The organism is Clostridiales bacterium (assembly GCA_018333995.1).
GTDB lineage: Bacteria > Actinomycetota > Coriobacteriia > Anaerosomatales > SLCP01 > JAGXSG01.
On the sequence record JAGXSG010000008.1, the window covers coordinates 233,093 to 257,339 of the forward strand.

The window sequence follows — 24,247 nt, forward strand, 5'->3', positions numbered from 1 at the left end:
TTCCGGCCAAAGTGGAGGTCTCGCACGGTGCGTATCGTCTCTGTTGTGGGCGCTCGTCCGCAGTTCATTAAGGCCGCACCGGTGTGCCGCGCGCTGCGCGGGGCGGGACACGACGAGATCCTCGTGCACTCCGGCCAGCACTACGACCACGGGATGTCACAGGTCTTCTTCGATGAGCTCGGAATTCCGGCTCCCGACCACAACCTGGAGGTGGGCGGGGGAGGCCATGGCCAGATGACGGGGCGGATGCTCGGGCTGCTTGAGGATCTGCTCATCGAGTTGGCCCCTGAGGCGGTACTCGTGTACGGCGACACCAACACGACGCTCGCCGCCGCTCTCGCCGCCGCCAAACTTTGCATCCCAGTGGCGCATGTCGAGGCGGGACTGCGCTCGTTTAACCGTACGATGCCCGAAGAGATCAACCGGGTGCTCACCGACCACGTCTCGGCGTGGCTCTTCTGTCCCACCGACACCGCCGTTGCAAATCTCGCCGCCGAGGGGATCGTGCACGGTGTGCATCAGGTGGGTGACGTCATGCTCGACACTGCGCGCCACTTCGCCGAGCGCGTAGACGCCGAGAAGGTCGTGGCGTCGTATGGTGTCGCGCCCGGTGAATACTACCTTGCGACGGTACATCGCGCCGCGACAACCGATGACCCTGTCATGTTGGCGGCGGTCGTTGCCGCGCTTGCCGCGCTCGACCGGCCGGTGCTGTGGCCCGTGCATCCGCGCACGCGGCGCGCGCTAGAAGCAAGTGCGAGTGATGTGCTGGCCGAGCCAACGAGAGCGGGCTCTTCGCTTCGCATCTTGGAGCCGCTGTCGTATCTCGACGCCAACGCACTGCTGCGTGGCGCTGCCGCGCTTCTCACGGACTCCGGCGGTATGCAAAAGGAGGCATATTTCCTTGGTGTGCCGTGTGTGACGCTCCGCGAAGAAACCGAGTGGGTCGAGACCGTGAGTGCGGGGTGGAACCGGCTCGCGGGTACGGATCCGGCGCGAATCGCCGCCGGGGTCGCCGAGGCTGTTGCCGCTGGCGTGGCGGCTCGGGACACCGCCGCATCCGAGCGCCCCGCCTTCTACGGCGATGGCAACGCCGCCGAGAAGATCGCTGCCGTGCTCTCCGAGGCGGGGCATGCGGGTGCGCGCGGTTGATTGCTGTGTGGCGTGGGAGGCCGTGTTGCGCACAGCCGTTCATCCAATTGAACCGCCTTTCGTCGCACAATGGTGACCGTACATACGATTTTCGGTTGGGCTTGCTAAAGTCTTCACTATTCAGTACCGAGTATCACAGCCGTTGGGGGACGGTGATTCTCGGCCTGTAAGATGGGCGCCTCGGCCGGGATGAGTCAGTGGCGCAACCCACCCAGACACGCAAGAGCCATGTAGGGGCTTGGCCGTTGCCTGGGGGCAGCGATGGCCGGCGACCGTTGTCTCAAGGGGGGAGCGTTCACCATGTTGTACGCACTCGTCCGGGGTATACAAGTATTCGCCATTCGTACTCGCGTTCACTGTCGAGTGCGCGGCCGTTCGCTCGTGCTCGCTGTCACACTCGCGCTCGCGACAACGGTTCTCGTCGCGCCGATGCCGGCACTTGCGAACAACGCCGGCGGTGCACCCGCGAACTCCGGCCTCACGAGTCCGGTGCTCAGGGTCGAGCCTGTAGCGGGTCATGAGACGTTGAGCCAACTCGCGTGGTCGACTCAGAGCGGGGCCGCTCAATACGAGGTGCAGTGCGCGCTCGACAATCTATTCCGGCCCAACAGACTCACCGGTTCGGTGCGACTCGATGCGGCTACCAGCCGCTACCGCTTCGGTGGCCTCAGGCCGGGCACCACCTACTTCTACCGGGTCCGAGCGGTCGCTCCGGACGGCAGGACCAATGGTCCATGGTCAAACGTCGTCTTTTTCATCGATGGCAAAACACATGACGGCGCTAATCGACCGATCGCGGTTGCCGGTACAGGGTATGAGACGTGGATTCACGTGCCCATCACCCTCGACGCGCGGCTCTCACATGATCCCGACGGCACCATCGCGAAGTACGAGTGGGATCTCGATGGGGACGGTGTGTACGACGTCACCACCATCGAACCCACTGTCGTTCACACGCCGACCAAGCCTGGTAACCGAAAGGTACACCTCCGGGTGACCGACAACTCCGGCCACACCGCCACCGACCGCACCTTCGTGAAGGTGCGCTACGACGCGTTCCCACCCACGGCGGTCATTGTCGGCCCGGTTGAGGCCACTGTGGGAGATCTCGTGTTCTTCGACGGCTCGCTGAGCCGCGACAACGAGGGCTTCATTCAGAGCTACTCGTGGGACTTTGCCGCTGATGGCGAGTACGAGCACACTTCGCTCCTGCCCACGTGTCAGTACACTTTTTTCGTGCCAGGCGAGTGGGTCGTGCGCCTGGACGTGCGCGACGCCAACGGTAATGTGGGCACGGCGTACCATACGATCCTCGTGACGCAGCCTACCGAGTTTCCGCCCGCTGCTCCCACCGGTCTTGTCGCCGCAGACACACCCGACGACGACAACGGGTCCATCACGCTTTCGTGGAACGCCAACGCCGAGACAGATCTGCTCGGCTACCGCATCTACCGCGGGATGAGCGCGGACGGACCGTTCATGCAGGTGGCCGACGCCGTGTCCAACAACTTTGTCGACACGGGGCTCTTCGACGGAGCAACGTACTACTACCACGTGATCGCGTACGACGCTGTTGGTCTCGAGAGCCCGCCGAGTAACACCGTGAGCGCAGTCCCAGTCGATGATCTCGCGCCGACTGCACCCGCTTACATCTTCGCCGAGGACGTCGCCGGTGACGAGAGCGGACAGGTCGTGGTCTCCTGGCTCGCGAGCGTCGCACGCGACCTCGCCGGCTATGTGGTCACCGTGGTCGATCCGCTGGGGACCGTCATCGCGAACGCCGACGTGGGTATCGCGACCAGCCACACCTTCGAGGGGCTCGACAATGGCGTCACCTACATGTTCACCGTACGGGCCTACGATGACGCCGGCAACTTCTCCGCGCTGAGCGACAAAGTGTACGCGGCCCCGGTCGATGACGTCGCGCCCGCCGCGCCTACGGATGTGAGCGTACTTGCCCCTGAGGGTGGCTCAGCGCTCACTATCCGCTGGAGCGGGAGCGATTCGGCAGATGTCGCCGGGCAGCGGCTCTATCGCGACGGAGCGCCGATCGCTGAGTTGGCCGCAGATGTGCGGGATTATGACGACCTCGGCGTCGAAAATGGAGTCGAGTACGCGTACCACGTTGAGGCGTATGACACCTCCGGTAACGTGAGCGAGCCGAGCAATAAAGCGACCGGTAGGCCGCACGACGCGCTCATGCCTGGCGCACCCGAGCTCTCGCCCATCGGCGTTCCCGTCGAGGGTGGCGCGCTTGAGCTGACGTGGCGTCCAAGCGACGTCGGGCAGACCATTGGATTCGCTGTCTACCGCGACGGCGGACTTGTGACAGAGATCAACGATTTGGGACGCGTGTGGCATATCGACACGGGCCTGATCAACGGAACCTCATACGCGTATCACGTGGTTGCATACGGCCCTGAGGGCCGCGTCTCCCAGCCCAGCAATACCGTGAACGGCGTACCGTCAGACACCGTGCCCCCCGCCGTTCCCGTTGGGCTTTCGGCTGCGGACACTCCCGACGACGAGGGCGGGGCTATCGACCTCGCCTGGACGGCTAACACCGATGACACCGCAGGCTACCGCATTTACCGTGACGGGGTGCTCGTTGCCGATGCCGCGGGCGCAGGCGCCACCACCTTTACCGACTCAGGACTCACAAATGGTGCCGCCTACACCTACACGGTGACCGCCTACGACGCCGCAGGCAACGAGAGCGCGCCGAGTGCGTCCGCAAACGCCGTCTCCGCCGACAATCTCGCGCCCGAAGCGCCTGAATTCCTGCACGTGGCCCCGCTCGCCGAGGGAGGCGCGATCGTCCTTACGTGGAGCGGGAGTGTTTCGCCCGACACCGCAGGCTACCGCATTTACCGTGGCGGGGTGCTCGTTGCCGATGCCGCGGGCGCAGGCGCCACCACCTTTACCGACTCAGGGCTCACGAACGGTGTCGCCTACACCTACACGGTGACCGCCTACGACGCCGCAGGCAACGAGAGCGCGCCGAGCGCGCAGGTTACAGGAACTCCGGCAGACACCGTGCCCCCCGCCGCGCCCGTTGGGCTTTCGGCTGCGGACACCCCTGACGACGTGGGCGGTGCGATCGATCTCGCCTGGACGGCTAACACCGATGACACCGCAGGCTACCGCATTTACCGTGACGGAGTGCTTGTTGCCGATGCCGCGGGCGCAGGCGCCACCACCTTCACCGACTCAGGACTCACAAACGGCGTCACCTACACCTACACGGTGACCGCCTACGACGCCGCAGGCAACGAGAGCGCGCCGAGCGCGCCCGTAAACGCCGTCGCATATATCAACTTGGACGTTATCGCGCCAACGGTGCCAGGGAGCTTAAAGGCGTTGCCCGGCAACGCGCAGGTGACGCTGACGTGGGATGCTTCATATGACACATTCGGGGTTACCGGTTACGAAATCTGGATCAAGCGCACAGTGGTTGGCGAGTGGAGGATGGCCGCCGAGGTCGACTCGCTGGCCTACACGCCTCTTGGTCTAGACAACGGCATCACGTACTACTTCAAGATCCGGGCGTTAGATGACGTCGGAAACGTCAGCGGTTTCACGGCTGACGTCGGGGCTACTCCCATTAGGACACCTGCACCGCTAGAGACGGTGCGAATCGAGGATACGGATCCGCGCATCCAGTACTCCGGACCGTGGGCAGCCTTCTTCGATCCCCGCTACTCTGCAGGATCCATCCGCGCACTGAACGCGAATGGCTCTGCGTCACTGACATTCAGTGGTACAGGCGTGTCTGTGAAAGCGTACAGTACTGAGGTGTGGAACCGTGGCATGATGGATGTCTTCTTGAACGGAGCGTTCGTCACCAGGGTCGACCTCTACAGCGCTACGCTGGACTTCACGGTTCCAGTGTTTGAGAGCCAGAACTTACGTGATGGCACCCATACAATCAGGCTGGTTTGGACTGGCGAAAAGAACCCAGCGTCATCGATGACGATAATCGACATCGACCGCTTCGATATCACGACCGGACCCGATGTGATCGCTCCAGTTGTTCCATCCGGTCTTGTTGTCACGGATAAACACAATGACGAGTCGGGAGCGGTTGCCATCACATGGAACGCAAACTCTGAGGCCGATCTTGCAGGATACCGCCTGTATCGCTCGGATTCGATCAACGGACCCTTCATGCTTGTGACAGAGTTCGATAGGGTCACGAGCTATACAGACCCAGGACTGCTTGCTCATCGGGTGTACTACTACCAGCTGTCAGCGGTCGACTTCTCGGGCAACGAGTCCGCACGGTCGGTCACTGCTTCCGGTTCGCCGCGTGACGATGTGCCTCCGGCGGTTCCCACTGGCCTTTCCGTGCTCGACCGGCCGGGCGATGAGGGTGATGCGCTGATCGTATCGTGGACAGCGAATACAGAGCTTGATCTGGCGGGCTACCGAGTCTACCGGTCGGCATCAGCGACCGGTCCATTTGCCCTCGTAGCGACGCTTGGCAAGGAATCAACAACGCACACAAACACCGGTCTCGCGAAGCAGACCACGTATCACTACAGAGTGACCGCGCTCGATACGGCTGGTAACGAGTCCGCCCAAAGCCCCGCTGCTTCGGCCAGGACCGTGGACAATGTGCGGCCCAGTGATCCCACGAGCCTCGTGATCTCAGACCGTCCGAACGATGATGGGACCGCACTCATCTTGTCGTGGACAGCGAGCACGAGTGGGGACGTTGTCGGATACCGTGTCTACCGTGCCGTGACTCCCGAGGGTCCCTTCACAATGGTCAGGCAGCAGGCAGGTCTCAGCTACACCGATAGCGGCCTGTCGCCTACGGTCACGTACTACTACTACGTGACCGCGATCGATGCGGAGCCTAACGAGTCCGGCAGTAGCTGCACCGGCTCCGGGGTACCCAGGGAACATGTGGCGCCATCGGCGACACGGGGCCTGTTCATTGTGGGCGGCGACGGCTACGCAAGTCTTGCGTGGCTTCCCGCCACGGATAACATCGGCGTGATGGGCTATGAGGTCTGGATGAGGGAGGGCTCGGGGGGCTCATACGAGAAACTTGCGGACAACGCCTCGACCGCGTATTGGAAGGTCGGCCTCAGCAACGGAACGTCTTACACGTTCCGAGTGCGAGCTTTCGATGGGTCCGGCAATCTGGGAGCGTGGAGCAACGAGTATTCGGTTGTGCCGGTTGTGGCGACGGGTCAACTTCTGACGACACGCATTGAGGAAACCGATCCAGCTATTGTCTATACCGGAACCTGGCATCTCTGGCACGATTCGCGACACTCGGGTGGCTCGATGACGCACACGCGCCAGGCAGGCGCATCAGCCACGCTCACATTCTCCGGGACGGGCGTCCAAGTCCGGGTAGTCGGAACAAATGCTTCGAACAGGGGCATGGTCGATGTCTACATCAACGGCGCCTATCAGACCACTGTCGACATGTACTCGTCTCTCCTCGCAACACAATGGACCATCTTTGAGGCGACCGGACTGGCCGACGGTCAGCATACCTTGACGCTGATCGCGACTGGTACCAAGAACGTCAAGAGTGGCGACACCATCGTCGACATTGACTGCTTCGACATCATCCGGCCCAACTAGAGCCCCAATTGCTCAAGCAATACTCCGTAGGAGCCGGCAAGTCCGGCTCCTACGGCATTGTGTATTCGTGCGCATCTGGCAGGTTGTACCGGGCAAGATGGCCTACGAAGTGGTTCGGGGATAATCTGGTATCGTGACTCTGTTCGGTCTCTCCAGCATTTCCCTGTTTGCGTCTGTGTTCCGGAGGACCAAGTGAATCTTGCGGGCAAAAAAGTCGTCGTGACCGGCGCAGATGGCTTCATCGGAAGCCATCTGGTCGAGGAACTCGTGGCGCACGGTTCGCGCGTCACCGCATTCTGCTACTACAACTCGTTCAACTCCTGGGGTTGGCTCGACACCGTGGCACCGGAGGTCATGTCCGAGGTCGAAGTCTTCATGGGCGACGTGCGTGACTCTAATGGGGTCCGTACCGCGCTTAAAGACACTGATGTGGTGATGCACCTTGCGGCGCTCATCGGCATTCCTTTCTCGTATCACTCGCCCGACAGCTACGTGGATACCAACGTCAAGGGCACGCTGAATGTGTTGCAGGCGGGACGCGATCTCGAGCTCGAGCGCATCGTGGTAACGAGCACGAGTGAGGTCTACGGCACTGCGCTCTACGTGCCCATCGATGAGAAGCATCCGCGCCAGGGCCAGTCGCCGTACTCGGCGTCGAAGATCGGTGCGGATGCGATGGCGGAGTCGTTCTACCGCAGCTTCGGCCTGCCGGTGACGATCGTGCGCCCGTTCAACACCTACGGGCCGAGGCAGTCCGCCCGCGCAGTGATCCCCACCATCATCACGCAGCTCATGGGGGGCGTCGAAGAACTGCACCTGGGGTCGCTGAATCCCACCCGCGACCTTACTTACGTAGCCGATTCGGCGGCGGGCTTCATAGCGCTTGCCGAGTGCGACGCGGCGGTGGGCAGGGACGTGAACCTCGGCGTGGGCGATGAGATCACGATCGGCGATCTGGCCGCGATGCTCATGGAGATCACCGGTCGCACGGTGCCGATTGTCTCAACAGACGAGCGTTTGCGGCCCGACAAGAGCGAGGTCGAGCGGCTGCTCTCGGACAACTCGCTAGCCCGCGAGCTCACGAGCTGGTCGCCTCGGTACTCGCTACGCGAAGGTCTGGAGCGCACCGTGGAGTGGTTCGCCGACGACCGCAATCGTCAGGGCTACAAACTCGGCTACACAATCTAACGGAGGGCACATGGGCTCGCGTGCAGTCATACTCGCCGGCGGCAAGGGCACGCGTCTGGCTCCCTACACCACCGTGTTTCCCAAGCCGCTCATGCCGCTCGGTGACACGCCGATCCTCGAAATCGTGCTACGTCAGCTTGCCGCGCGTAGGTTCGACCGCGCGACACTGGCTGTCGGGCATCTTGCCGAGTTGATGGAGGCGTTCTTTGGCGACGGCTCGAAGTTCGGCATCGCGGTGGATTACTCGCGCGAGGAGCAGCCGCTCGGCACCGCCGGCCCGCTTGCGTCCATCGACGGGCTGGACGAGCCGTTCCTCGTTATGAACGGCGATGTGCTCACCACGCTCGACTACCGGACGTTCCTCGAGGAACACATCACTTCGGGCGCGGTTGCTTCGGTAGCGACCAAGAAGCGCTCCACGCGCATCGACTTCGGCATCGTGCAGACCAATGAGGCCGGGGATATCACCGGCTATATCGAGAAACCCGAACACGAGTACCGCGTGAGCATGGGTGTCTACGCGTTCTCGCCGCCGGCCCTCGGTCACATCGCCGAGGGCGAACGGCTCGACTTCCCCGACCTCATCTTGCGGCTGCTCGCCGCCGAGGCGCGCGTGCGGGCCGTGCCGTTCGACGGGTACTGGCTCGACATCGGTCGTCACGATGACTTTGACCGTGCGCAGGAGGAGTTCGAGGCCAAGCGTGAACTCTTCCTGCCGACGGGGGGCTAGCGTGTCCGGAGTGCTCGTCACCGGTGCGGCTGGCTTTTTGGGAAGCGCGGTGTGTCGTGCGGCGCTCGCCGGAGGAGCGCCCGTACTCGGCCTCGTGCGTCCGGGCGAGTTGGTTGCTCCGATCGAAGGTGTGGAGTACTGCGAGTTAGACTGGGCTGGCACCGCCGCGATCGCTGGCGTGCTTGCCGAGGCGGCACCCGGACGGATCGTTCACTGCGCCGGTGCCACGCCGAGGGCGCAGATGAGCATGAGCGATCTCTACGATGCCAACGTGCGGCTTGTCTGGCAGCTGCTCGACGCGGTGAAGGCGGTGGTCCCGCACGCGGGTGTCGTCGTCCCGAGTACGGCGGCTGTCTACGGCCCTGCACCCGCAACCCCCGCAGCGGAAGACGAGCCGCTTAACCCCGTCACGCACTACGCCTGGAGCAAGGTGCTGGCCGAGGAGACGGTGCGAGCGTTTGCAACTGCCGACGGAGTGCGCGCGTGCGTTGCCCGCCCGTTCAACGTGCTCGGGGACGGTGAGCCGGCCGGTTCGGTGGTGAGCGACGTGGTCTCCCAGTTGCGCGAGGACCCGGATACTCCTGTGGTCCGGCTGCGCGAAATCGTCTCGGTTCGCGACTACATCTACGTGGGCGACGCGGTCGACGCACTTCTAGTACTCGCCGAGCGGGGAGCGCCGGGCGAGGTCTACAACGTGTGCACCGGCACCGGCGTCAGCATCGCCGAACTCGTGCGGACCATCCTCGATGTGTGGGGCTCTCGCGCTGCGATCGAGCCGACCATGCCGGATGCAACGGGTACTGTCTCGATCGGCTCGGCCACCAAGCTTCGCGCGCTCGGGTGGGGGCCCAGAGCATCTCTGCGCACGTCGGTGGAGCGGGCGAGTCGATGAGGGACCTGCGGACGAAGCTCAAGGGTGCGCTGAATCGCAGGGGGTTGCGTTGGCTGCGTTACACGCTGATGGCTGTCTCGGTGTTCCTGGCTCCGGGTGCGACACCTGAGGACGACCTGTCGCGAGCGATGGATCGCAAAGGCTTCAGGACGATGCTCGCGGTGTTGTGGAGGCGTTCTGGCTACTTGCAGTCGTTAGGGGTCACGAGGGTCTTGTTTCGGGAAGGCTGTTGGATCCATCAGAACGACGGGCAGTACATCCTCGCCGACGAGGGAGGTCGACCGGTCGCGACCACCGAACAGCTCATCGAACTGGCACGTGAGAACTGGGAGTTCACGTACGCCCCAGGTCCTGGGGATGTGGTAGTGGACATCGGAGCGGGCACTGGTACCGAGGTCGTTCACTGGGCACGAAGTGTGGGTCCCACCGGCAAGGTAATCGCCGTCGAAGCGCACCCGGGGACGTTCGCGCGCCTGCGGCTCCTCTGCGAACTCAATGGATGGTCGAACGTCCAGGCCGTGAATGTAGCCGTGTCTGAAGTCTCAGGAAGGGTCACGATCGAAGACCCGGATCTTGATATCACTGCTAGCATCATGACTGGCAAGGGGAGCATCTCTGTGCCGAGCGTGACGATTGATCAGCTGATTACCCAGACCCAGCTTAGGTCGGTCGACTACCTCAAGATGAACATAGAAGGTGCCGAGACGCTTGCGCTGAAGGGAATGGTCGAGAGTGCAGACCGCATACGACGGATATGTGTGTCGTGCCACGATTTCCGGGCCGATTGGGGCGACGGAGACTACTACCGAACCAAGGATGAAGTGATTCGCCTGTTGAGGCAGCTCGGATTCAGGGTGGAGGTACTGCGGGCTTCACAATCCCAGCCCTGGCTTCGCGACCAGGTCAGCGGATTTCGTGACGTGTAGTCCGGTAGCCCCATGCTATGATGGCGCAGTTCTGACCACCAGCGATGAGGCACGGTGGGTCCCCTTCATGAACCTCCTGATCACCGGCGGATGCGGCTTCATAGGCACCAATCTCGTTCGACTCGCGGTGCTCGAAGGTGGGCACTCGGTGACCAACGTCGACCTTCTGACATACGCGGGCAACCGCGGTTCTCTTCAGAACCTCGAGGACCGTCCAGATTACAAACTCGTGGTTGCCGACATCTGCGATGCGGCGACCATGCGCGAGGTTTTCGAGCGCGTCCAGCCTGCCGCCGTGCTGCATCTCGCAGCCGAGTCGCACGTGGATCGCTCCATCGACGGGCCCGCGGAGTTCGTCAGGACGAACATAGCGGGTACGTTCACGATGCTGGATGCCGCGACTGTGTACTGGCGGTCACTCGAGTCCGAGCGAGCTGGAGCCTTCCGGTTCATCCACGTGTCGACCGATGAGGTGTACGGCAGTTTGGGGCCAGACGATCCGCCGTTTTGTGAGGAGACCAAGTACGATCCCCACTCGCCTTATGCGGCGAGCAAGGCCGCGGCTGATCATCTTGCTCGGGCGTGGCATGACACCTACGGCCTTCCGGTGATCGTCACCAACTGCTCCAACAACTACGGGCCGTATCAGTTCCCCGAGAAGCTCATTCCAGTTGTCATCCTGAAGGCGCTCGCGGGCGAGCCAATCCCCGTGTACGGCGTCGGAGACAACGTGAGGGACTGGTTGCACGTCAGCGACCACGCGCGTGCACTCCTGCGGATACTTGATGCCGGCGAGCCCGGTCGTACCTACAACATCGGCGGTGCGAACGAGATGAAGAACATCGATCTCGTGCGTCGCGTGTGCGGTCATCTGGACGAGTTGATGCCGCGTGAGAGCGGAGGGTCCTACGCCGAACAGATCGAGTTTGTGACCGACCGCCCAGGGCATGACAAACGCTACGCCATTGATGGCTCGCGCATACGCCGAGAGCTTGGGTGGACTCCGACCCAGGATCCCGATACGGCTTTGCGCTCCACAGTACACTGGTACGTTGAGCACCAGGTATGGTGGCAGGATATCCTGAGCGGCGACTATCGCCTCGACCGTTTGGGCCTTGGCACACTACACGGGAACAAGGAGAGCCAGTGAAGGGAATCGTCCTTGCCGGTGGAGCGGGCACACGCCTACACCCGATAACTTTCGCCGCGTCCAAACAGCTGCTGCCCGTGTATGACAAGCCGATGATCTATTATCCGCTCTCGGTGCTGCTACTGGCTGGGATGCGAGAGATCCTTGTGATCACGACGCCCGCCGACAAACCGTCATTCGAGCGCGTGCTTGGTAACGGGAATCAGTGGGGAGTCGAGATCTCCTACGCCGTGCAGCCCACACCCGGCGGCCTGGCGCAAGCATTCCTGATCGGAGAGGAGTTCCTCGGCGGTAGTCCTGCGTGTCTCGTGTTGGGCGACAATATCTTCTACGGTGGCGGGCTGGTGGACATCCTCCGCGGCGCACGCGATGACGCAAGCCAGGGCGGAGCGGTCGTCTTCGGTTATCAGGTTCGGGATCCGCAACGCTACGGTGTCGTGGAGTTCGACGATGCGGGCACCGTGCTCTCTTTGGAAGAGAAGCCTGCAAATCCGCGCTCGAACTACGCAGTCACCGGGCTCTACTTCTATGACAACCGGGTGTGTGACCTTGCCAAGCGTGTCGAGCCATCGGCGCGCGGCGAGGTCGAGATCACAACGCTCAACAACCTCTATCTGGCGGAGGGCGCATTGAGTGTTCGTCTGATGAGCCGGGGTATGGCATGGCTCGACACGGGTACACCGGATTCACTCATGGATGCCGCCCTGTTCGTGCAAACTATCGAGAAGAGACAAGGCCAGAAGATCGCGTGCCTCGAGGAGATCGCTTATCGGATGGGCCTGATAGATAAGACGGCATTGCGGCAGGCGATGGCGGGAACGTCATCGGAATACTACCGGTACCTCGGAAGTCTCTGACGCGCAAGCTCGTGTGGCCGCGCTCGAAAGAAGGCAGGTATGCTGAACGACGTGTTCGTCGTAGGGGTCGGGAAGACGCGTTTCGGGCCCACATCCAAGACCATGACGCAGCTTGCCCAGGAGGCGATACTCGACGCGCTCGATGATGCCGACATCGCCCCAGACGATCTGGATGCGATCATCGTCGGAAACTTCCTGGCTGGTCCCAACGAACAACAACTTCACCTGAACTCGGTGATCGCGGGCCTCTTCCCCGGACTGAACATCCCAAGTTGGCGCACTGAGGCCGCATGTGCGTCCGGTGGCGTTGCACTCCACCAGGCAGTCCTATCTCTGCATCGGTATGAGACCGTTCTTGTGGTGGGCATCGAGCGCATGAGCGGCGTAGTTGGCTTGGAACTCACGCGCAACATCGGCATGGCTGGTGACGCTGTGCTCGATCAGGTCGCAGGCCTGAACTTCCCTGCAAACTATGCGCTCGTCGCTCAGGCACATATGGCCGCATACACCACCACCACGCGCGATCTTGAACTCGTGAGCCTCAAGAATCACGAAAACGCGAACCTCAACCCGAAGGCACACTTTCATCACAAGCAGGTCGTGCAGGTCGACATCGACGCGGGCGCGACTGTTGCGTCCCCGCTCCGTCTATTTGACTGCTGCCCCGTCTCGGATGGCGCGGCGGCGGCCATAGTGAGTTCGCGCCGCCGCAGTTCTCGCAGTGTGCGGGTGTTGGCGTCTGCGGTATCGAGCGATGTGATCTCGCTGGCGCAGCGCCGGACCCTCACGAGCTTCGCGGCGGCCAAAGACGCGGCGAGGCGCGCATATTCCGAGGCGGGTATCGGACCCGACGACGTCAGTCTCGCGGAGGTGCACGACTGTTTCACCATAGCCGAACTGGTTGCTATGGAGGATCTCGGCCTTGCGCCGCCCGGTGGAGCTGCCGCGCTGCTGCGTGCTGGGGCGACCCAGATCAACGGCCGCATCCCCGTCAACCCCAGCGGGGGGCTCAAAGCCGGCGGTCATGCCATCGGGGCCACGGGCGTGGGGCAGATCTACGAGATCGTCACGCAGCTGCGGGGCGAGGCCGAGAACCGGCAGGTTCGCGATGCGAGAATCGGACTGGCGCATAACGTTGGCGGTGTTGGCGGGACGTGTTCGGTGCACCTGCTGGGAGGTGCCTCATGAAGCATTGGGTTTGCTCTCAGTGTGAACGCGATTTTGCGTACGAGATCAGTCAGTGCACGTGGTGCCGCGTGAAGCTCAGTCTGCGCGAGCCCGACCATGCGCAGATCACGGCCATCACCGAGGTTTCTGCAGGCAGCGTCGGGCACGAGGACGTTCCCTACTGGTGTGCTCTTGTGTCTGCCGAGGATGGTTCGCAGGCGATCGTGAAACTCGACCATGCAGCGAGTGTCGGTGACACGCTGTCGTTCGGTGCGGAGGAGGCCGCTGAGCTGGCGGTCGTGGGTATTCTTGGCACCGGCACGATGGGTCGCGGCCTCGCGGAACTGCTATTAGCGCGAGGGCATCGCGTGGTGTGGTGTGGCCGATCCGCCGAGCGGCTCGCACGAGCGCGTGAGAGACTCCTCGATCGGCTCAGTCGCGTGATGGACGTGGAGCAGATTCAGGAAGCGAGCCTCAGGCTCGAGGTCTCGGCAGACTACTCGTCGCTTCAGAGCTGCGACATCGTGATCGAGGCGGTCGTCGAGGAGTTGTCGGCCAAACGCGCCGCGCTGGCGGCTGCCGAGGCGCACATGCGATCCGGCGCGATCCTCGCAACAAACACATCTGGTCTCCCCATCGATGAGCTGGCAGATTCGCTCCGGCGGCCTGGTGATTTCGGCGTGCTGCACTTCTTCAATCCGCCCACACGGATGCGGCTTGTTGAGACAGCGGTGGGCGACAAGACATCGCACGAGACAAGCGAGTACCTCGACGTTTTTGCGCGATCTTTGGGCAAGACCCCTGTCCGAGTTGCTGCGAAGCCGGCGTTCGCCGTCAATCGCGCGCTCATGCCTCTGCTTAATGAGGCTGTCCGCGAGTTGGAAGAGGAGGTAGCCTCGGCAGAGTCGATTGACGAGGCGATCCGACTCGGGCTGAACCACCCGATGGGTCCCTTGGCGCTTATCGATCTCATAGGGGCGGATGTCGTGGTCAAGATCATGGACAACATCGTTGAACGTACTGGTGATGAGACCTATGCACCGCGGCCTCTTCTGAGGGCGCTTGTTGCCGAGGGCCGACTTGGGCGCAAGACCGGGGCAGGGTTCTACGAGTATCCGCGGTAGTGATGTGGGAGGGCCGATGGCTATGCGGTTCCTGGTGATCGGGGTTGGTGGTCTGGCGAAGGAAATGACGGACCTGGTGGTGGCCCTCGGTCACGAGGTGACGGCGTACTTCACCGAGAAGGAAGCGGTAATCCTGCACCCCTTGGAGGGGGTCACGATCATCAACGACCTCGATGACGCGCAGTGCGATGCCGCCCTTATCGCGATTGGGAACACGTCCGCCCGCCAGCGCTTCTTCGAGCAGTTGGCTGGTCGATTCGAGCTTCCCACGCTCATTCACCCCTCAGCGTGCGTGAGTCCTTCGGCGCGCATCGGGGACGGGGTCCTGGTGATGCAGAATGTGGTTCTCAATGCCGACGCCGAGGTGGGTGCTGGCGCACTTTTGAACGTTGGATGCTGTGTCGCGCATGACTGCCACGTAGGAGCATACAGCCACCTTGCGCCATGCACGCAGATGGGCGGTGGCTCATCTGTCGGCGCCGGGGTGTTCTGCGGTACCTCAGCGGTAGTGCTGCCCAACGTGACCGTTGGCGGTTGGTCGATCTGTGGAGCTGGTTCGGTCGTGACGAAAGACGTGCCCGAGCGCAGTCTTGCTGTGGGCGTGCCCGCTCGCGTGGTGAAGTCGCTATGAGCAAGCGACCCGCCTTTGGCACGCCGCTGCATGTGGGTCGACCGAACATCGGTGACAAGGCGGCTTTCCTCGCGCGCGTTGAGGACATGTTCGATCGGCGCTGGCTGTCAAACGACGGACCTTGCCTGCAGGAGTTCGAGGAATGGATGGCCGAGTTTCTTGGCGTGCGTCACTTCATTGCGGTCTGCAACGGCACGGTAGGTCTCGAGATCATGGCCAAGGCATGCGGCCTCGTCGGCGAGGTCATCATGCCCGCCTTCACGTTCGTCGCCACTGCTCACGCGATGCAATGGGTGGGGGCGACGCCGGTCTTCTGTGACGTCGACCCTAGAACCCACAACATCGATCCATCTCTTGTTGAGCACCTCATCACTGACGAGACTACGGGAATTCTCGGTGTGCATGTCTGGGGGCGGCCGTGCGATGTTGAGGCGCTCGAGGCCATTGCACGGCGCAATGGCCTCGTCCTCGTGTTCGATGCCGCACACGCGCTTGGTTGCACACATGGCGGACGCATGATTGGCAACTTTGGTGTCGCAGAGTGCTTCAGCTTCCATGCGACCAAGTTCTTCAACACTTTCGAGGGGGGCGCCATCACCACGAACGACGATGAGGTGGCGAATCGTTGCCGCTTGATGAGGAACTTTGGCTTCGACGGCCCGGACAACGTTGTCTCCGTGGGCACCAATGGCAAGATGAGCGAGGTGAGTGCGGCGATGGGTCTCACGAACCTGGAGTCGATGGCGAGCTTCACGGATACGAATGCGCGCAACTATCGGGCGTACGCGGCGGGCCTTGATGGGATCCCGGGAATCGAGCTGATCGAGTACTCCGAGAGTGATCGGTGCAACTGCCAGTATGTAGTGATCGAGATCGATGAGACTTGGTCAGGGCTGTCCCGCGATGAGCTGCAGGCGCAACTGACAGCCGACAACGTCCTGGCGCGCCGCTACTTCTACCCAGGTTGCCACCTCATGAAGCCCTACGCATCCGAGCCTCTGCGTGCGCAGCTCCCCGAGACTGAGCGCCTGGCGAGCAGAACACTGTCGCTCCCTACCGGGACTGCTGTTGATGAGCGCGACATTCAAGCTGTCTGCCGCCTGATCGGCGACGCGGTCAACGCGGCTCGTGGGTGAGGCGTCGGTGAAACGGCTCGGCCCACCCGACTCTGGGCCCTTGGTTAAGGTCAGCGTTGTGACCATCGCCTACAACCAGGAAGCGTACATCGCCGAGGCGGTCGAGAGCGTGCTCATGCAGGAGTGCGACTTCGACTTCGAGTACATCATCGGTGACGACGCCTCCACTGATGGGACCTGGGAGATCCTGAAGGAGTACCAGCGCCGGTACCCGGAGCGCATCAAGCTCCGCTTGCACGATTCGAACATGGGCGCTCAACGGAATCTGGCAGATGCGCTTGCGCAGTGCACAGGACAGTATGTTGCCCTGCTCGACGGCGACGACTTCTGGACCTCGGAGCACAAGCTGCAGACACAGGTCGACTTCATGGACGCGAACCCCGATTGCGCGCTGAGCTGCCACGGCTGTTTGATGGTGCACAGTGACGGGACTCCCTTCGCTGCCCTGCCCGCGCACGGTTGCGCGCCCGAGCGCTCGGGCATTGAGGAGTTGTTGTCTCGATCCATCACGAGCACGCACATACTCACGCCGACTGTGATGTATCGGTGGGGTCTCGTCGAGCTCCCCGATTGGTGGAACGAGCACAGGCTCGGGGACTTTCCGCTGCACGTACTTCACGCTCAGTATGGTTGGGTTGGCTACATCGACGAGGTGATGGCGGCATCCCGTTTTCACGCAGGCGGTATGTGGAGGAGTGAGTCTGGCGTTACCAACCTCCTGGAATTCGTCGCAGTCTTGCATCGACTCGATGACGCGCTGAACAACCGCTATCACGACATCATAGAGCGGAACGTGCTCAGACACGGGGAGTACGAGTTCTCCCTCAGATTCACCGCGGCCACGCACGCCCTTAATAGCGCCGAGCGGTTGAACGCGAGGCCGCATATGCGCTGGATACGGAGAAATCTCGCGCTGCGAGGCGATCATGGGCTGAAGGATTTATCGATCCTTCTGGTGCGGTATGTCAGCCCGAGGCTGCTCGCCGTGATGGTGGCGGTCAAGCGGGGTCCGCGCCGACTCCTAGGCGGGAAATGACGCGCGTACTCACTATTCGGCGCACCCGAGATAGGGACCACTTTGGATAGGTTGCTAGTCTACACAGAGAACTACAATGTCGCAGCGGGAGGCGCGAGCTTCATCGTTGACCTGTGCAACGGCGTGGCTGAGCTGTACGACGAGGTCGTCTTCGTATCGAACCCTGATACGAACGCATTTGCTCCTGATACGGCCGCTCGTGTTGTATGCCCGAACAGGATGATCGGCATCGCGGTATGGACAGTGGTAAGAGCGGGGGTGACCGTCGGTCGTATGCCGCTGCTACGCCGGTTAGGCGGCAGCATCCAGCGTCTCCTTTCGCCACTCGATGAGCTTGCCTTCGCCTACAACACCTGGGTGTGCAGGCGAGCGATTCGCACAATCCGCCCCCGTGCGGTTCTCGCGTTCAACGGAGGGTATCCGGCGGGCAGGTCAGTCCTCTCGATGGTGGTCGCTGCGCGGTTGGAAGAGGTGCCGGTCGCGCTCTGCGTTGTCAGCACGCCTTTCCCGCGCCCGGAACGCAAGTTGGGCACCTGGGAGGTGCGGATGGATGAGCGCGTAGCTGAATCCGCGGACGTCATCATCGTGAATGCCCAGGCGATTGGAGCTGCTCTCACCTCGGTGCGCGGACTACCGACCGAGAAGATCAGGGTCGTTCACAATGCCCTGGAGGAGATCGGGGTTCCGGCCCCGGCTCTGCCTAGGGCTGCCCTCAGAGTCGGCTGTGTTTCCCGAATAGACTCTCTCAAAGGAATGCCCTACCTGGTTAGGGCGTTCGCCGTTCTGGCGCGCGAGCATCCCGAAGCGGAACTCGTGATCGTGGGGGACGGCTACGGCCGACCCGACCTCGAGTCGCTCGTGAGAGATCTCGGACTCGAGGACTGCGTGACGATGACGGGTTACTACCCTGGCGACGTCAACGAGATGGTAGTTTCGTTCGATATCTACGCATTCCCATCACTCTGGGAGGGCCTGCCCTACTCGATTCTCGAGGCGATGCGGCTCGATCGACCCATTGTGGCCACCGATGTGGGCGGCATCTCGGAGGCGATCATCGACGGCTCCACGGGAATCCTCGTGCCGAAGGAGTCAGTGGAGGCCCTGGCTCGTGCTCTCTCGACGTTGGCGGCAGACCCCGCTCTGAGGCAGCGGCTGGGCAACGCGGCCCGCGTCAAGTTCGAAGCGGAGTTCACTCTCGATTTTATGCACCGCGCAGTCCGCGACGTCTTCATCGACGCTACGCTTGCATCAAGGCCTTGAGCTTGGCTGCTACCTTTACGATATCGTGGTGCTCGGCGACGTAAGCTCGCGCGGTTGCCCCCAAGACACTTCGAGCCTCGGCATTTCCGTATAACTCCGCGACCGATCTCACGACCAACTCGAAATCACCACCACACGTGATCCCTGCACCGCCGGACAGCATCCCGTCAGGGTCGACGTTCAGGGCTATGACGGGGGTGCTGGAGACTGCTGCCTCGAGGAAGGTGTTAGGGAACCCCTCATGTGTTGACATGTTCACGAGTGCAGCTGCGCGATCGTAGTATGGCCGCAAGTCTGCGACACCGTCGATGATCTCCAGATTCGGGATGAGCTCACCCGCAGTCGCCAACTCATCGAACTGGTCAGCAGACCAGGACCTTCGCGTCATGATCATTGTGAACGGAATGAGCGGAAGCCTGCGGGCAAGCTCCAGGAACAGCTCAGGCTGCTTCACCCGCTGACAGCTTGCGACCCACAAGACGTTGTCTCGCACCTCGTGTCCCGTGTCATGCCCGATCTCGATGCCTGTTGGCAGCAGGTGAGACTCGACCCCCTCTGAAGCGAGAACTCTTCTCTGATGCTCTGACTGCGCCAACACCAAGTCTGCATGTCGAAGGGCCCAGCGGTACAACTGCGTCGACTGGGGGTCCCTGCCTGGCAGGTCCCAATCAATGTCGATGTCGCTGGAAAGCCATATCGCACTGTGTTTCCCGAGCAGTCGAGCAGCTCGTACTGCCTGGTAGGTTGGTGAGCAGTTCCACCACACCACATGCCAGTCGCTGCCGGTCTTTCTAAGCAGCCTGCTCCAGCGGGCCTTGACCAGCCAGTCGTAGACCCGCGGGGCTACCTTCTCCAGCACTCCATACGTGTTGATGGGTGGCAAACTGCGAATACCTTCGAGGTAGGACGCCCGCTCCTCTGGAGGCATGCCAATCGCCTTCATCCCTCTCAGGACGATCGCTACCCACGTGAGCAACAAACTGTCGCGCACAAGAGGCTTCGGTATGAGGTGCAAGTCAATCTCGTGCGCGCTGGTTCGGCGACTAGGGATCTTGTCGACCGCTAGGCAAACCGAACAACAAGGATCGGCCGCCATCGCCCGCGCGGTGATGTAAGTCCGCCACTCGGCGCCACCATATCTGGGCGACAGGGTCTGGTCGAGAATCGTCTCCATGTCGCCAGAGTAGAAACAGACCCTTAACTCACCCACAGCGCGGCTCCTTTCTCGAACTCCTTCGTGACCCCGGCACACTGAGCCGTGCCTAGGTAAGTCCGCAATCCGCGAACACCTGAGCTGTCCGTGCGTGCATTACGTCAAGCGAGAACTCGGTCTCGAACCGTTCTCGTGCGGCCGAAGCGAGCTGCAGTCGCATGTCGGAATCCGTGATCAGCTTCTCCAGGGCTGCAGCCAGTGCTATTGGAGAACCGGGCGGGACCAGTAGGCCGGTCTGCCCGTCGATGATGGCCTCAGACACGCCGCCGACGTCGGTGGAGACTATGGCGCAGCCCGCCCTCATCGCCTCGAGGATCGCGTACGGGAGGCCCTCCCACAGGGAGGGGTATGCGTAGATCTGGAAGGTGGACAGAACCTCGGCGACTTCGCCATCGTAGTAGCCGGGGAGCGATATGCGATCCGCGAGGCCTCGATCGCGCACCTCGCTGCGCAGGCGTGGCAGTTCGGGTCCATCGCCGATGAGCACGAGGCGCACGTCGGGATGGCCTTCGGCGATCGATCCGAACGCGTGGACCAAGTCCAGAATCCCCTTGCCGGAGTCCATCCTGGCGACGCAGCCAATCGTGAGTGAGTCCCCGGCGGTGTGTTTGACCCGTGCATTCGCGTCAGCCAAGGCGTTGTGCACGACCCGCATCTTCGCCCCAGGCAGTCCGCGTACCGTGCTGAGGGCCCTCCCAATCGCTGCGGCATTGACGATGATTACGTCTGCCGCAGCGCCAACGCGTCGGTCGAGCCACGCTTCATACCAACGCAACGCCGGTCGTCTGGCAGCCGGCATGCTTACGACCGCGAAGGCGTTCGGAACGTGCTGTCGATTCGCCGCGATGGTCATCGAGAGTGTCGAGCGTGCAGCGGGGTAGCCTCCGTTGAAGCTCAGTACCGCAGAGGGGCGGACTTGCCTGAGCAGCCGACGGCACAGCAGGGCGTTGTACGCCATTACTAGCGGGTCGAGTAGCTGTGTCAGCCGGACCAGGACGATCGTGAGAAGGCGGGACCGCCTGTGAAGCAGCGCCCAGACCCTCGCACTCGTGAGTACTCTGACGTGCGCGGTCTCCACCGGCATGGTGAGCTTGCGAATGTCGACGTCGTTGAGCGCCTCAGGGTTGTACGCGAGTACGACACGCTCGAATCCCGTGCTCGCGCCGTTCGCAAGGTCGACCAGGTAGCTTGCCCCCGCAACGCCCGGCCAGTAGTTCTCGGTGAAGACAAGGAGCGTGCTCATCGCATATCCCGTTCTCCCCTACACCGCGGGGCGATAGAGTTTGCGCACGATGGTCCGCAACTGAGCCAACAACGGCCGCAGGGGCGGCATGAGCACGAACAGCCATGTCGCGAACAGGCTGATTCGCAGCCGACGCTGAGATCTCCTGATGACAGTGTGGTACTGCCCGCCAAGGTAGGGGTCGAGTTCGCGAAGGACCCTCATGAACGCACGCACCTGCCGGGTCGCGGACTGCCTGGAGAACTCACCGCCAGCGTGCCTGCGGTAGGCCGCCATGACCTCGTCGATGTAGCCGATCCATCCAAGCCGAGCATGCATGACGTTGAGCGGGAAGTCTGCCATCTCTACGTCGTTCCACCAGTCCGGAAGGCTCTTGATGAGGCCCCCTCGGTAGAGAACCGAGCACGAGCTGATGAAGTTGCCGATCAAGAGATTCTCAAGATGGGTGCGTGCGGGCATCTTGGACATATCGGGTATCTCAATTACCGTGCCGGCCTCATCGACCACTTCAACGTTGTGGAAACACAGGGCACAGTCGGGGTTGGCCTCGAGGAACTCGACCTGGATCTGAACCTTCTTCGGGCTGATCCAGTAGTCGTCACCGTCGAGCAGGGCTATGTAGTCCCCTGTGCAAGCGGCAAACACTCTCGCCACATTGCGCTGTGCGCCGACGTTCTCCGGTCCGGAAACCACACGGATTTTGCCGGGGTACCTGTTTGCATAGTCATTCACGATCACTGCCGTGAGGTCCGTCGAGCAGTCCTCGCCAATGATGAGCTCGATCTCGAATCCATCGTGTTCTTGTGCGAGAACGCTCTCGATCGCCTGGGCGATATGACGTTCGTGATTATAGGTGACCATGGAAACGCTTACGCGCATCGACGCCATCCTTGCTTCTGCCATCGTTTCGGACTGGGGAAGCGCGCCGGGGTTGATAGAGGTCTCAGCTCCGGGTTCCGCACTGGCTTGGAGCGCTCCAGCCGTCGAAGCATTCTGCTCCGCGCTCAATGATGGTATCAGGATGAGTGGTGGAGTGGATTGTGGCCGGTCGCACGGTCGCACGCGAAGAGTGACCCCCTACGCCAACAGCTGTGTCTCGAACAGCCGCTGGTACGTCTCACCCTTGGCCGCCAACTCCTCGTGCGTGCCGCGCTCGACGATGCGCCCGTCCTCGATCACAAGCAGCTGGTCAGCCTTGATGACCGTCGCCAACCGGTGCGCGATGACGATGATCGTCTTCGTGCCGTGCAGCCCGGCGAGCGCCTTTTGGATGTAGGCCTCGGACTCGGAATCGAGCGCGCTCGTTGGCTCGTCAAGGATCAGCACCGAGCATTCCTCGAGCAGCACGCGAGCGAGCGCGATGCGCTGGCGCTCACCCCCGGAGAACCGCACGCCGCGGTCGCCGAGTCTCGTCTCCAGGCCATGCGGCAGGTCGTAGACGAACGTCGCGTACGCCTGCTCGAGCGCGACGCGCAGCTGCTCCTCGGTGGGCTCGAATCCGAGCCCGTAGGTGAGGTTCTCCCTGACAGACTCGTTGAAGAGCATCGCATCTTGCGTGAGGTACCCGATGCCCCGGCGAAGCGAGCCGACCTGGAAGCGCCTCACGTCGGTCCCGTCGATGGTGACGCTGCCGCCTCCGACGTCACGCAGGCGCGGCAGCAGTTCGACAAGCGTTGACTTGCCGGCGCCCGAGCGCCCCACGATCGCTGTGAACGAGCCGACGGGGATCGTGACAGAAACGCCGCTGAGCACCTCTTTGCCGGCGGACTCCACCGAGCCGTCCGCCGCGCGCGTCTCCGGGTAGGCGAAGGACACGTTAGAAAGCGCGATCTCGCGGGTGACCCCCTCGAACGGGATCTCGCCGCCGCGTATCGTGTTGGACTTCTCGGCGTCCGCGATGGTCTCTTGGACGAGCAACAGCCCCGCCATGTTCTGCGAGATAGCCTGTCTGCCCGCGTTGAACTCCTTGATCTTGCCGTTCAGGCGACTGAGCACAAAGAGCACGAGGCCGAGCTGTGCGAGCGTCATGCCAAGCACGTCGATGCCGATGTAGAGTGTGACGAACGCCGACATCATGAGCAGCGGGTCGGCGGTTACCTCGATCATCGCCCCAAGGCGCGCCTGTTTGACGCTTATCGCGCGCATCGTCTCGGAGAACGCGCCGATCCGCTCGGACTCGGCGCGCTTCTGATGGCGGAGCTTTACGAGGCGCATCATCCCGAGCCGCTCGACCACTTTCCCGATCATCTCCTGGGTCACGCCTGCCGACTCGATGGCAAAGTCACGGATCTTGCGCACGTAGGTCTTCACGACGAGCGAGACGACGACGGCGAAAGCGAGCGTGACCATCGTGAGCGGGACCGAGAGTGCGAGCAGGATGGCGACGTAGAGCAGCATGAGGAATGTGACTGTCAGCTGCCGGATGATGGCGAGAACCGCGGCACCGGCTAGGCCGGTCTGTGCGACGACGATCCCCACGAGATGTCCGGCTGACTGGCGCGTGAAGAACTCGGGGTCCGCGTCGAGCACTGCGTCAAGTGTGGCCATCCGCATCCGTACCCCGATCCTGCCGGCGACGATTGCGGAGTACCAGGCGTTCAGGTAGAAGATGACCTGCCGCATAAGGATAGGCACAAACGCCATGAGGAGCAGGACCGGGAGGGTGACCGGCAGGCCCGCGAACTCCATGAGCCGACGAAGCGCGTCCCAGATAGCGCCCGCACCCTCAATGATCGCTGTTTGCCCGCCCTCGGCGTACTGCAGGATCGGGAGGAGGAGCGAGATACCCACGCCCTCGAAGACGGCGAAAATCGCCGCGAACGCGACCAGCCCCGCGATCTCGCTCGCCCTCACATCGACGATGGCGAGCATCCGCCGGATGGCGTTGACGCGTAGGAACTCGTTCGCGGCGTGCAAAGCTTTGGCGAGCACAGGCTGT

18 protein-coding genes and 1 riboswitch are annotated in these 24,247 nt (G+C 62.4%); of the genes, 14 read left to right on the plus strand and 4 right to left on the minus strand.

Going from position 1 to position 24,247, the window contains the following annotated elements; all coding sequences use genetic code 11:
• Positions 1 to 27 precede the first annotated feature (27 nt).
• The 14 genes from wecB (at position 28) to KGZ40_03430 (ending at position 18,853) form a co-directional block, all read left to right on the plus strand.
• Positions 28 to 1,152 (plus strand): UDP-N-acetylglucosamine 2-epimerase (non-hydrolyzing), encoded by a 1,125-nt coding sequence (gene wecB / locus KGZ40_03365; protein ID MBS3956556.1) that lies wholly within the window; start codon positions 28 to 30, stop codon positions 1,150 to 1,152.
• A 136-nt stretch (positions 1,153 to 1,288) separates the two neighbouring features.
• A riboswitch (cyclic di-GMP riboswitch) is annotated at positions 1,289 to 1,371 on the plus strand.
• 81 nt (positions 1,372 to 1,452) lie between these two features.
• A complete protein-coding gene (locus KGZ40_03370; GenBank protein MBS3956557.1) occupies positions 1,453 to 6,756 on the plus strand; it encodes a PKD domain-containing protein in 5,304 nt (1,767 codons plus the stop codon).
• A 192-nt stretch (positions 6,757 to 6,948) separates the two neighbouring features.
• Positions 6,949 to 7,944: an NAD-dependent 4,6-dehydratase LegB gene (locus KGZ40_03375; protein MBS3956558.1), complete on the plus strand. Its 996-nt coding sequence runs from the start codon at positions 6,949 to 6,951 to the stop codon at positions 7,942 to 7,944.
• A 10-nt stretch (positions 7,945 to 7,954) separates the two neighbouring features.
• Positions 7,955 to 8,674, plus strand: a complete 720-nt coding sequence (locus tag KGZ40_03380; GenBank protein MBS3956559.1) for an NTP transferase domain-containing protein — start codon at positions 7,955 to 7,957, stop codon at positions 8,672 to 8,674.
• Position 8,675: 1 nt separating this feature from the next.
• The gene (locus tag KGZ40_03385) at positions 8,676 to 9,566 is read left to right on the plus strand and encodes an NAD-dependent epimerase/dehydratase family protein (protein MBS3956560.1); all 891 of its coding nucleotides are present in this window, start codon (positions 8,676 to 8,678) and stop codon (positions 9,564 to 9,566) included.
• The gene (locus KGZ40_03390; GenBank protein MBS3956561.1) at positions 9,563 to 10,492 is read left to right on the plus strand and encodes an FkbM family methyltransferase; all 930 of its coding nucleotides are present in this window, start codon (positions 9,563 to 9,565) and stop codon (positions 10,490 to 10,492) included. Before KGZ40_03385 ends, KGZ40_03390 begins: the two co-directional genes overlap by 4 nt.
• 67 nt (positions 10,493 to 10,559) lie before the next feature.
• Complete coding sequence (gene rfbB / locus KGZ40_03395) at positions 10,560 to 11,642, plus strand: dTDP-glucose 4,6-dehydratase (protein MBS3956562.1); 1,083 nt, start codon at positions 10,560 to 10,562, stop codon at positions 11,640 to 11,642.
• Complete coding sequence (gene rfbA, locus KGZ40_03400) at positions 11,639 to 12,499, plus strand: glucose-1-phosphate thymidylyltransferase RfbA (GenBank protein ID MBS3956563.1); 861 nt, start codon at positions 11,639 to 11,641, stop codon at positions 12,497 to 12,499. Before rfbB ends, rfbA begins: the two co-directional genes overlap by 4 nt.
• Positions 12,500 to 12,538: 39 nt before the next feature.
• Entirely contained in the window at positions 12,539 to 13,687 is a 1,149-nt protein-coding gene (locus KGZ40_03405) for a 3-ketoacyl-CoA thiolase (GenBank protein ID MBS3956564.1), read from the plus strand.
• Between the two features lie 68 nt (positions 13,688 to 13,755).
• Positions 13,756 to 14,790: a 3-hydroxyacyl-CoA dehydrogenase family protein gene (locus KGZ40_03410; protein ID MBS3956565.1), complete on the plus strand. Its 1,035-nt coding sequence runs from the start codon at positions 13,756 to 13,758 to the stop codon at positions 14,788 to 14,790.
• Positions 14,791 to 14,806: 16 nt separating this feature from the next.
• Positions 14,807 to 15,421, plus strand: a complete 615-nt coding sequence (locus KGZ40_03415; GenBank protein ID MBS3956566.1) for a NeuD/PglB/VioB family sugar acetyltransferase — start codon at positions 14,807 to 14,809, stop codon at positions 15,419 to 15,421.
• On the plus strand, positions 15,418 to 16,557 hold the full coding sequence (locus KGZ40_03420; GenBank protein ID MBS3956567.1) for an aminotransferase class I/II-fold pyridoxal phosphate-dependent enzyme: 1,140 nt from the start codon (positions 15,418 to 15,420) through the stop codon (positions 16,555 to 16,557). The genes KGZ40_03415 and KGZ40_03420 overlap by 4 nt, the downstream gene beginning before the upstream one ends.
• A gap of 7 nt (positions 16,558 to 16,564) precedes the next feature.
• Entirely contained in the window at positions 16,565 to 17,593 is a 1,029-nt protein-coding gene (locus KGZ40_03425) for a glycosyltransferase family 2 protein (protein MBS3956568.1), read from the plus strand.
• A 42-nt stretch (positions 17,594 to 17,635) separates the two neighbouring features.
• Complete coding sequence (locus tag KGZ40_03430) at positions 17,636 to 18,853, plus strand: glycosyltransferase (protein MBS3956569.1); 1,218 nt, start codon at positions 17,636 to 17,638, stop codon at positions 18,851 to 18,853.
• Here the strand turns inward: KGZ40_03430 and KGZ40_03435 are convergent.
• From KGZ40_03435 to KGZ40_03450, 4 genes are all read right to left on the minus strand, one after another.
• On the minus strand, positions 18,831 to 20,063 hold the full coding sequence (locus KGZ40_03435; protein ID MBS3956570.1) for a glycosyltransferase family 4 protein: 1,233 nt from the start codon (positions 20,061 to 20,063) through the stop codon (positions 18,831 to 18,833). The genes KGZ40_03430 and KGZ40_03435 overlap by 23 nt on opposite strands.
• 52 nt (positions 20,064 to 20,115) lie before the next feature.
• The gene (locus tag KGZ40_03440; protein MBS3956571.1) at positions 20,116 to 21,309 is read right to left on the minus strand and encodes a glycosyltransferase; all 1,194 of its coding nucleotides are present in this window, start codon (positions 21,307 to 21,309) and stop codon (positions 20,116 to 20,118) included.
• 18 nt (positions 21,310 to 21,327) lie between these two features.
• On the minus strand, positions 21,328 to 22,197 hold the full coding sequence (locus KGZ40_03445; protein MBS3956572.1) for a glycosyltransferase: 870 nt from the start codon (positions 22,195 to 22,197) through the stop codon (positions 21,328 to 21,330).
• A gap of 189 nt (positions 22,198 to 22,386) precedes the next feature.
• The gene (locus KGZ40_03450; GenBank protein ID MBS3956573.1) at positions 22,387 to 24,240 is read right to left on the minus strand and encodes an ABC transporter ATP-binding protein; all 1,854 of its coding nucleotides are present in this window, start codon (positions 24,238 to 24,240) and stop codon (positions 22,387 to 22,389) included.
• Between the last annotated feature and the right edge of the window lie 7 nt (positions 24,241 to 24,247).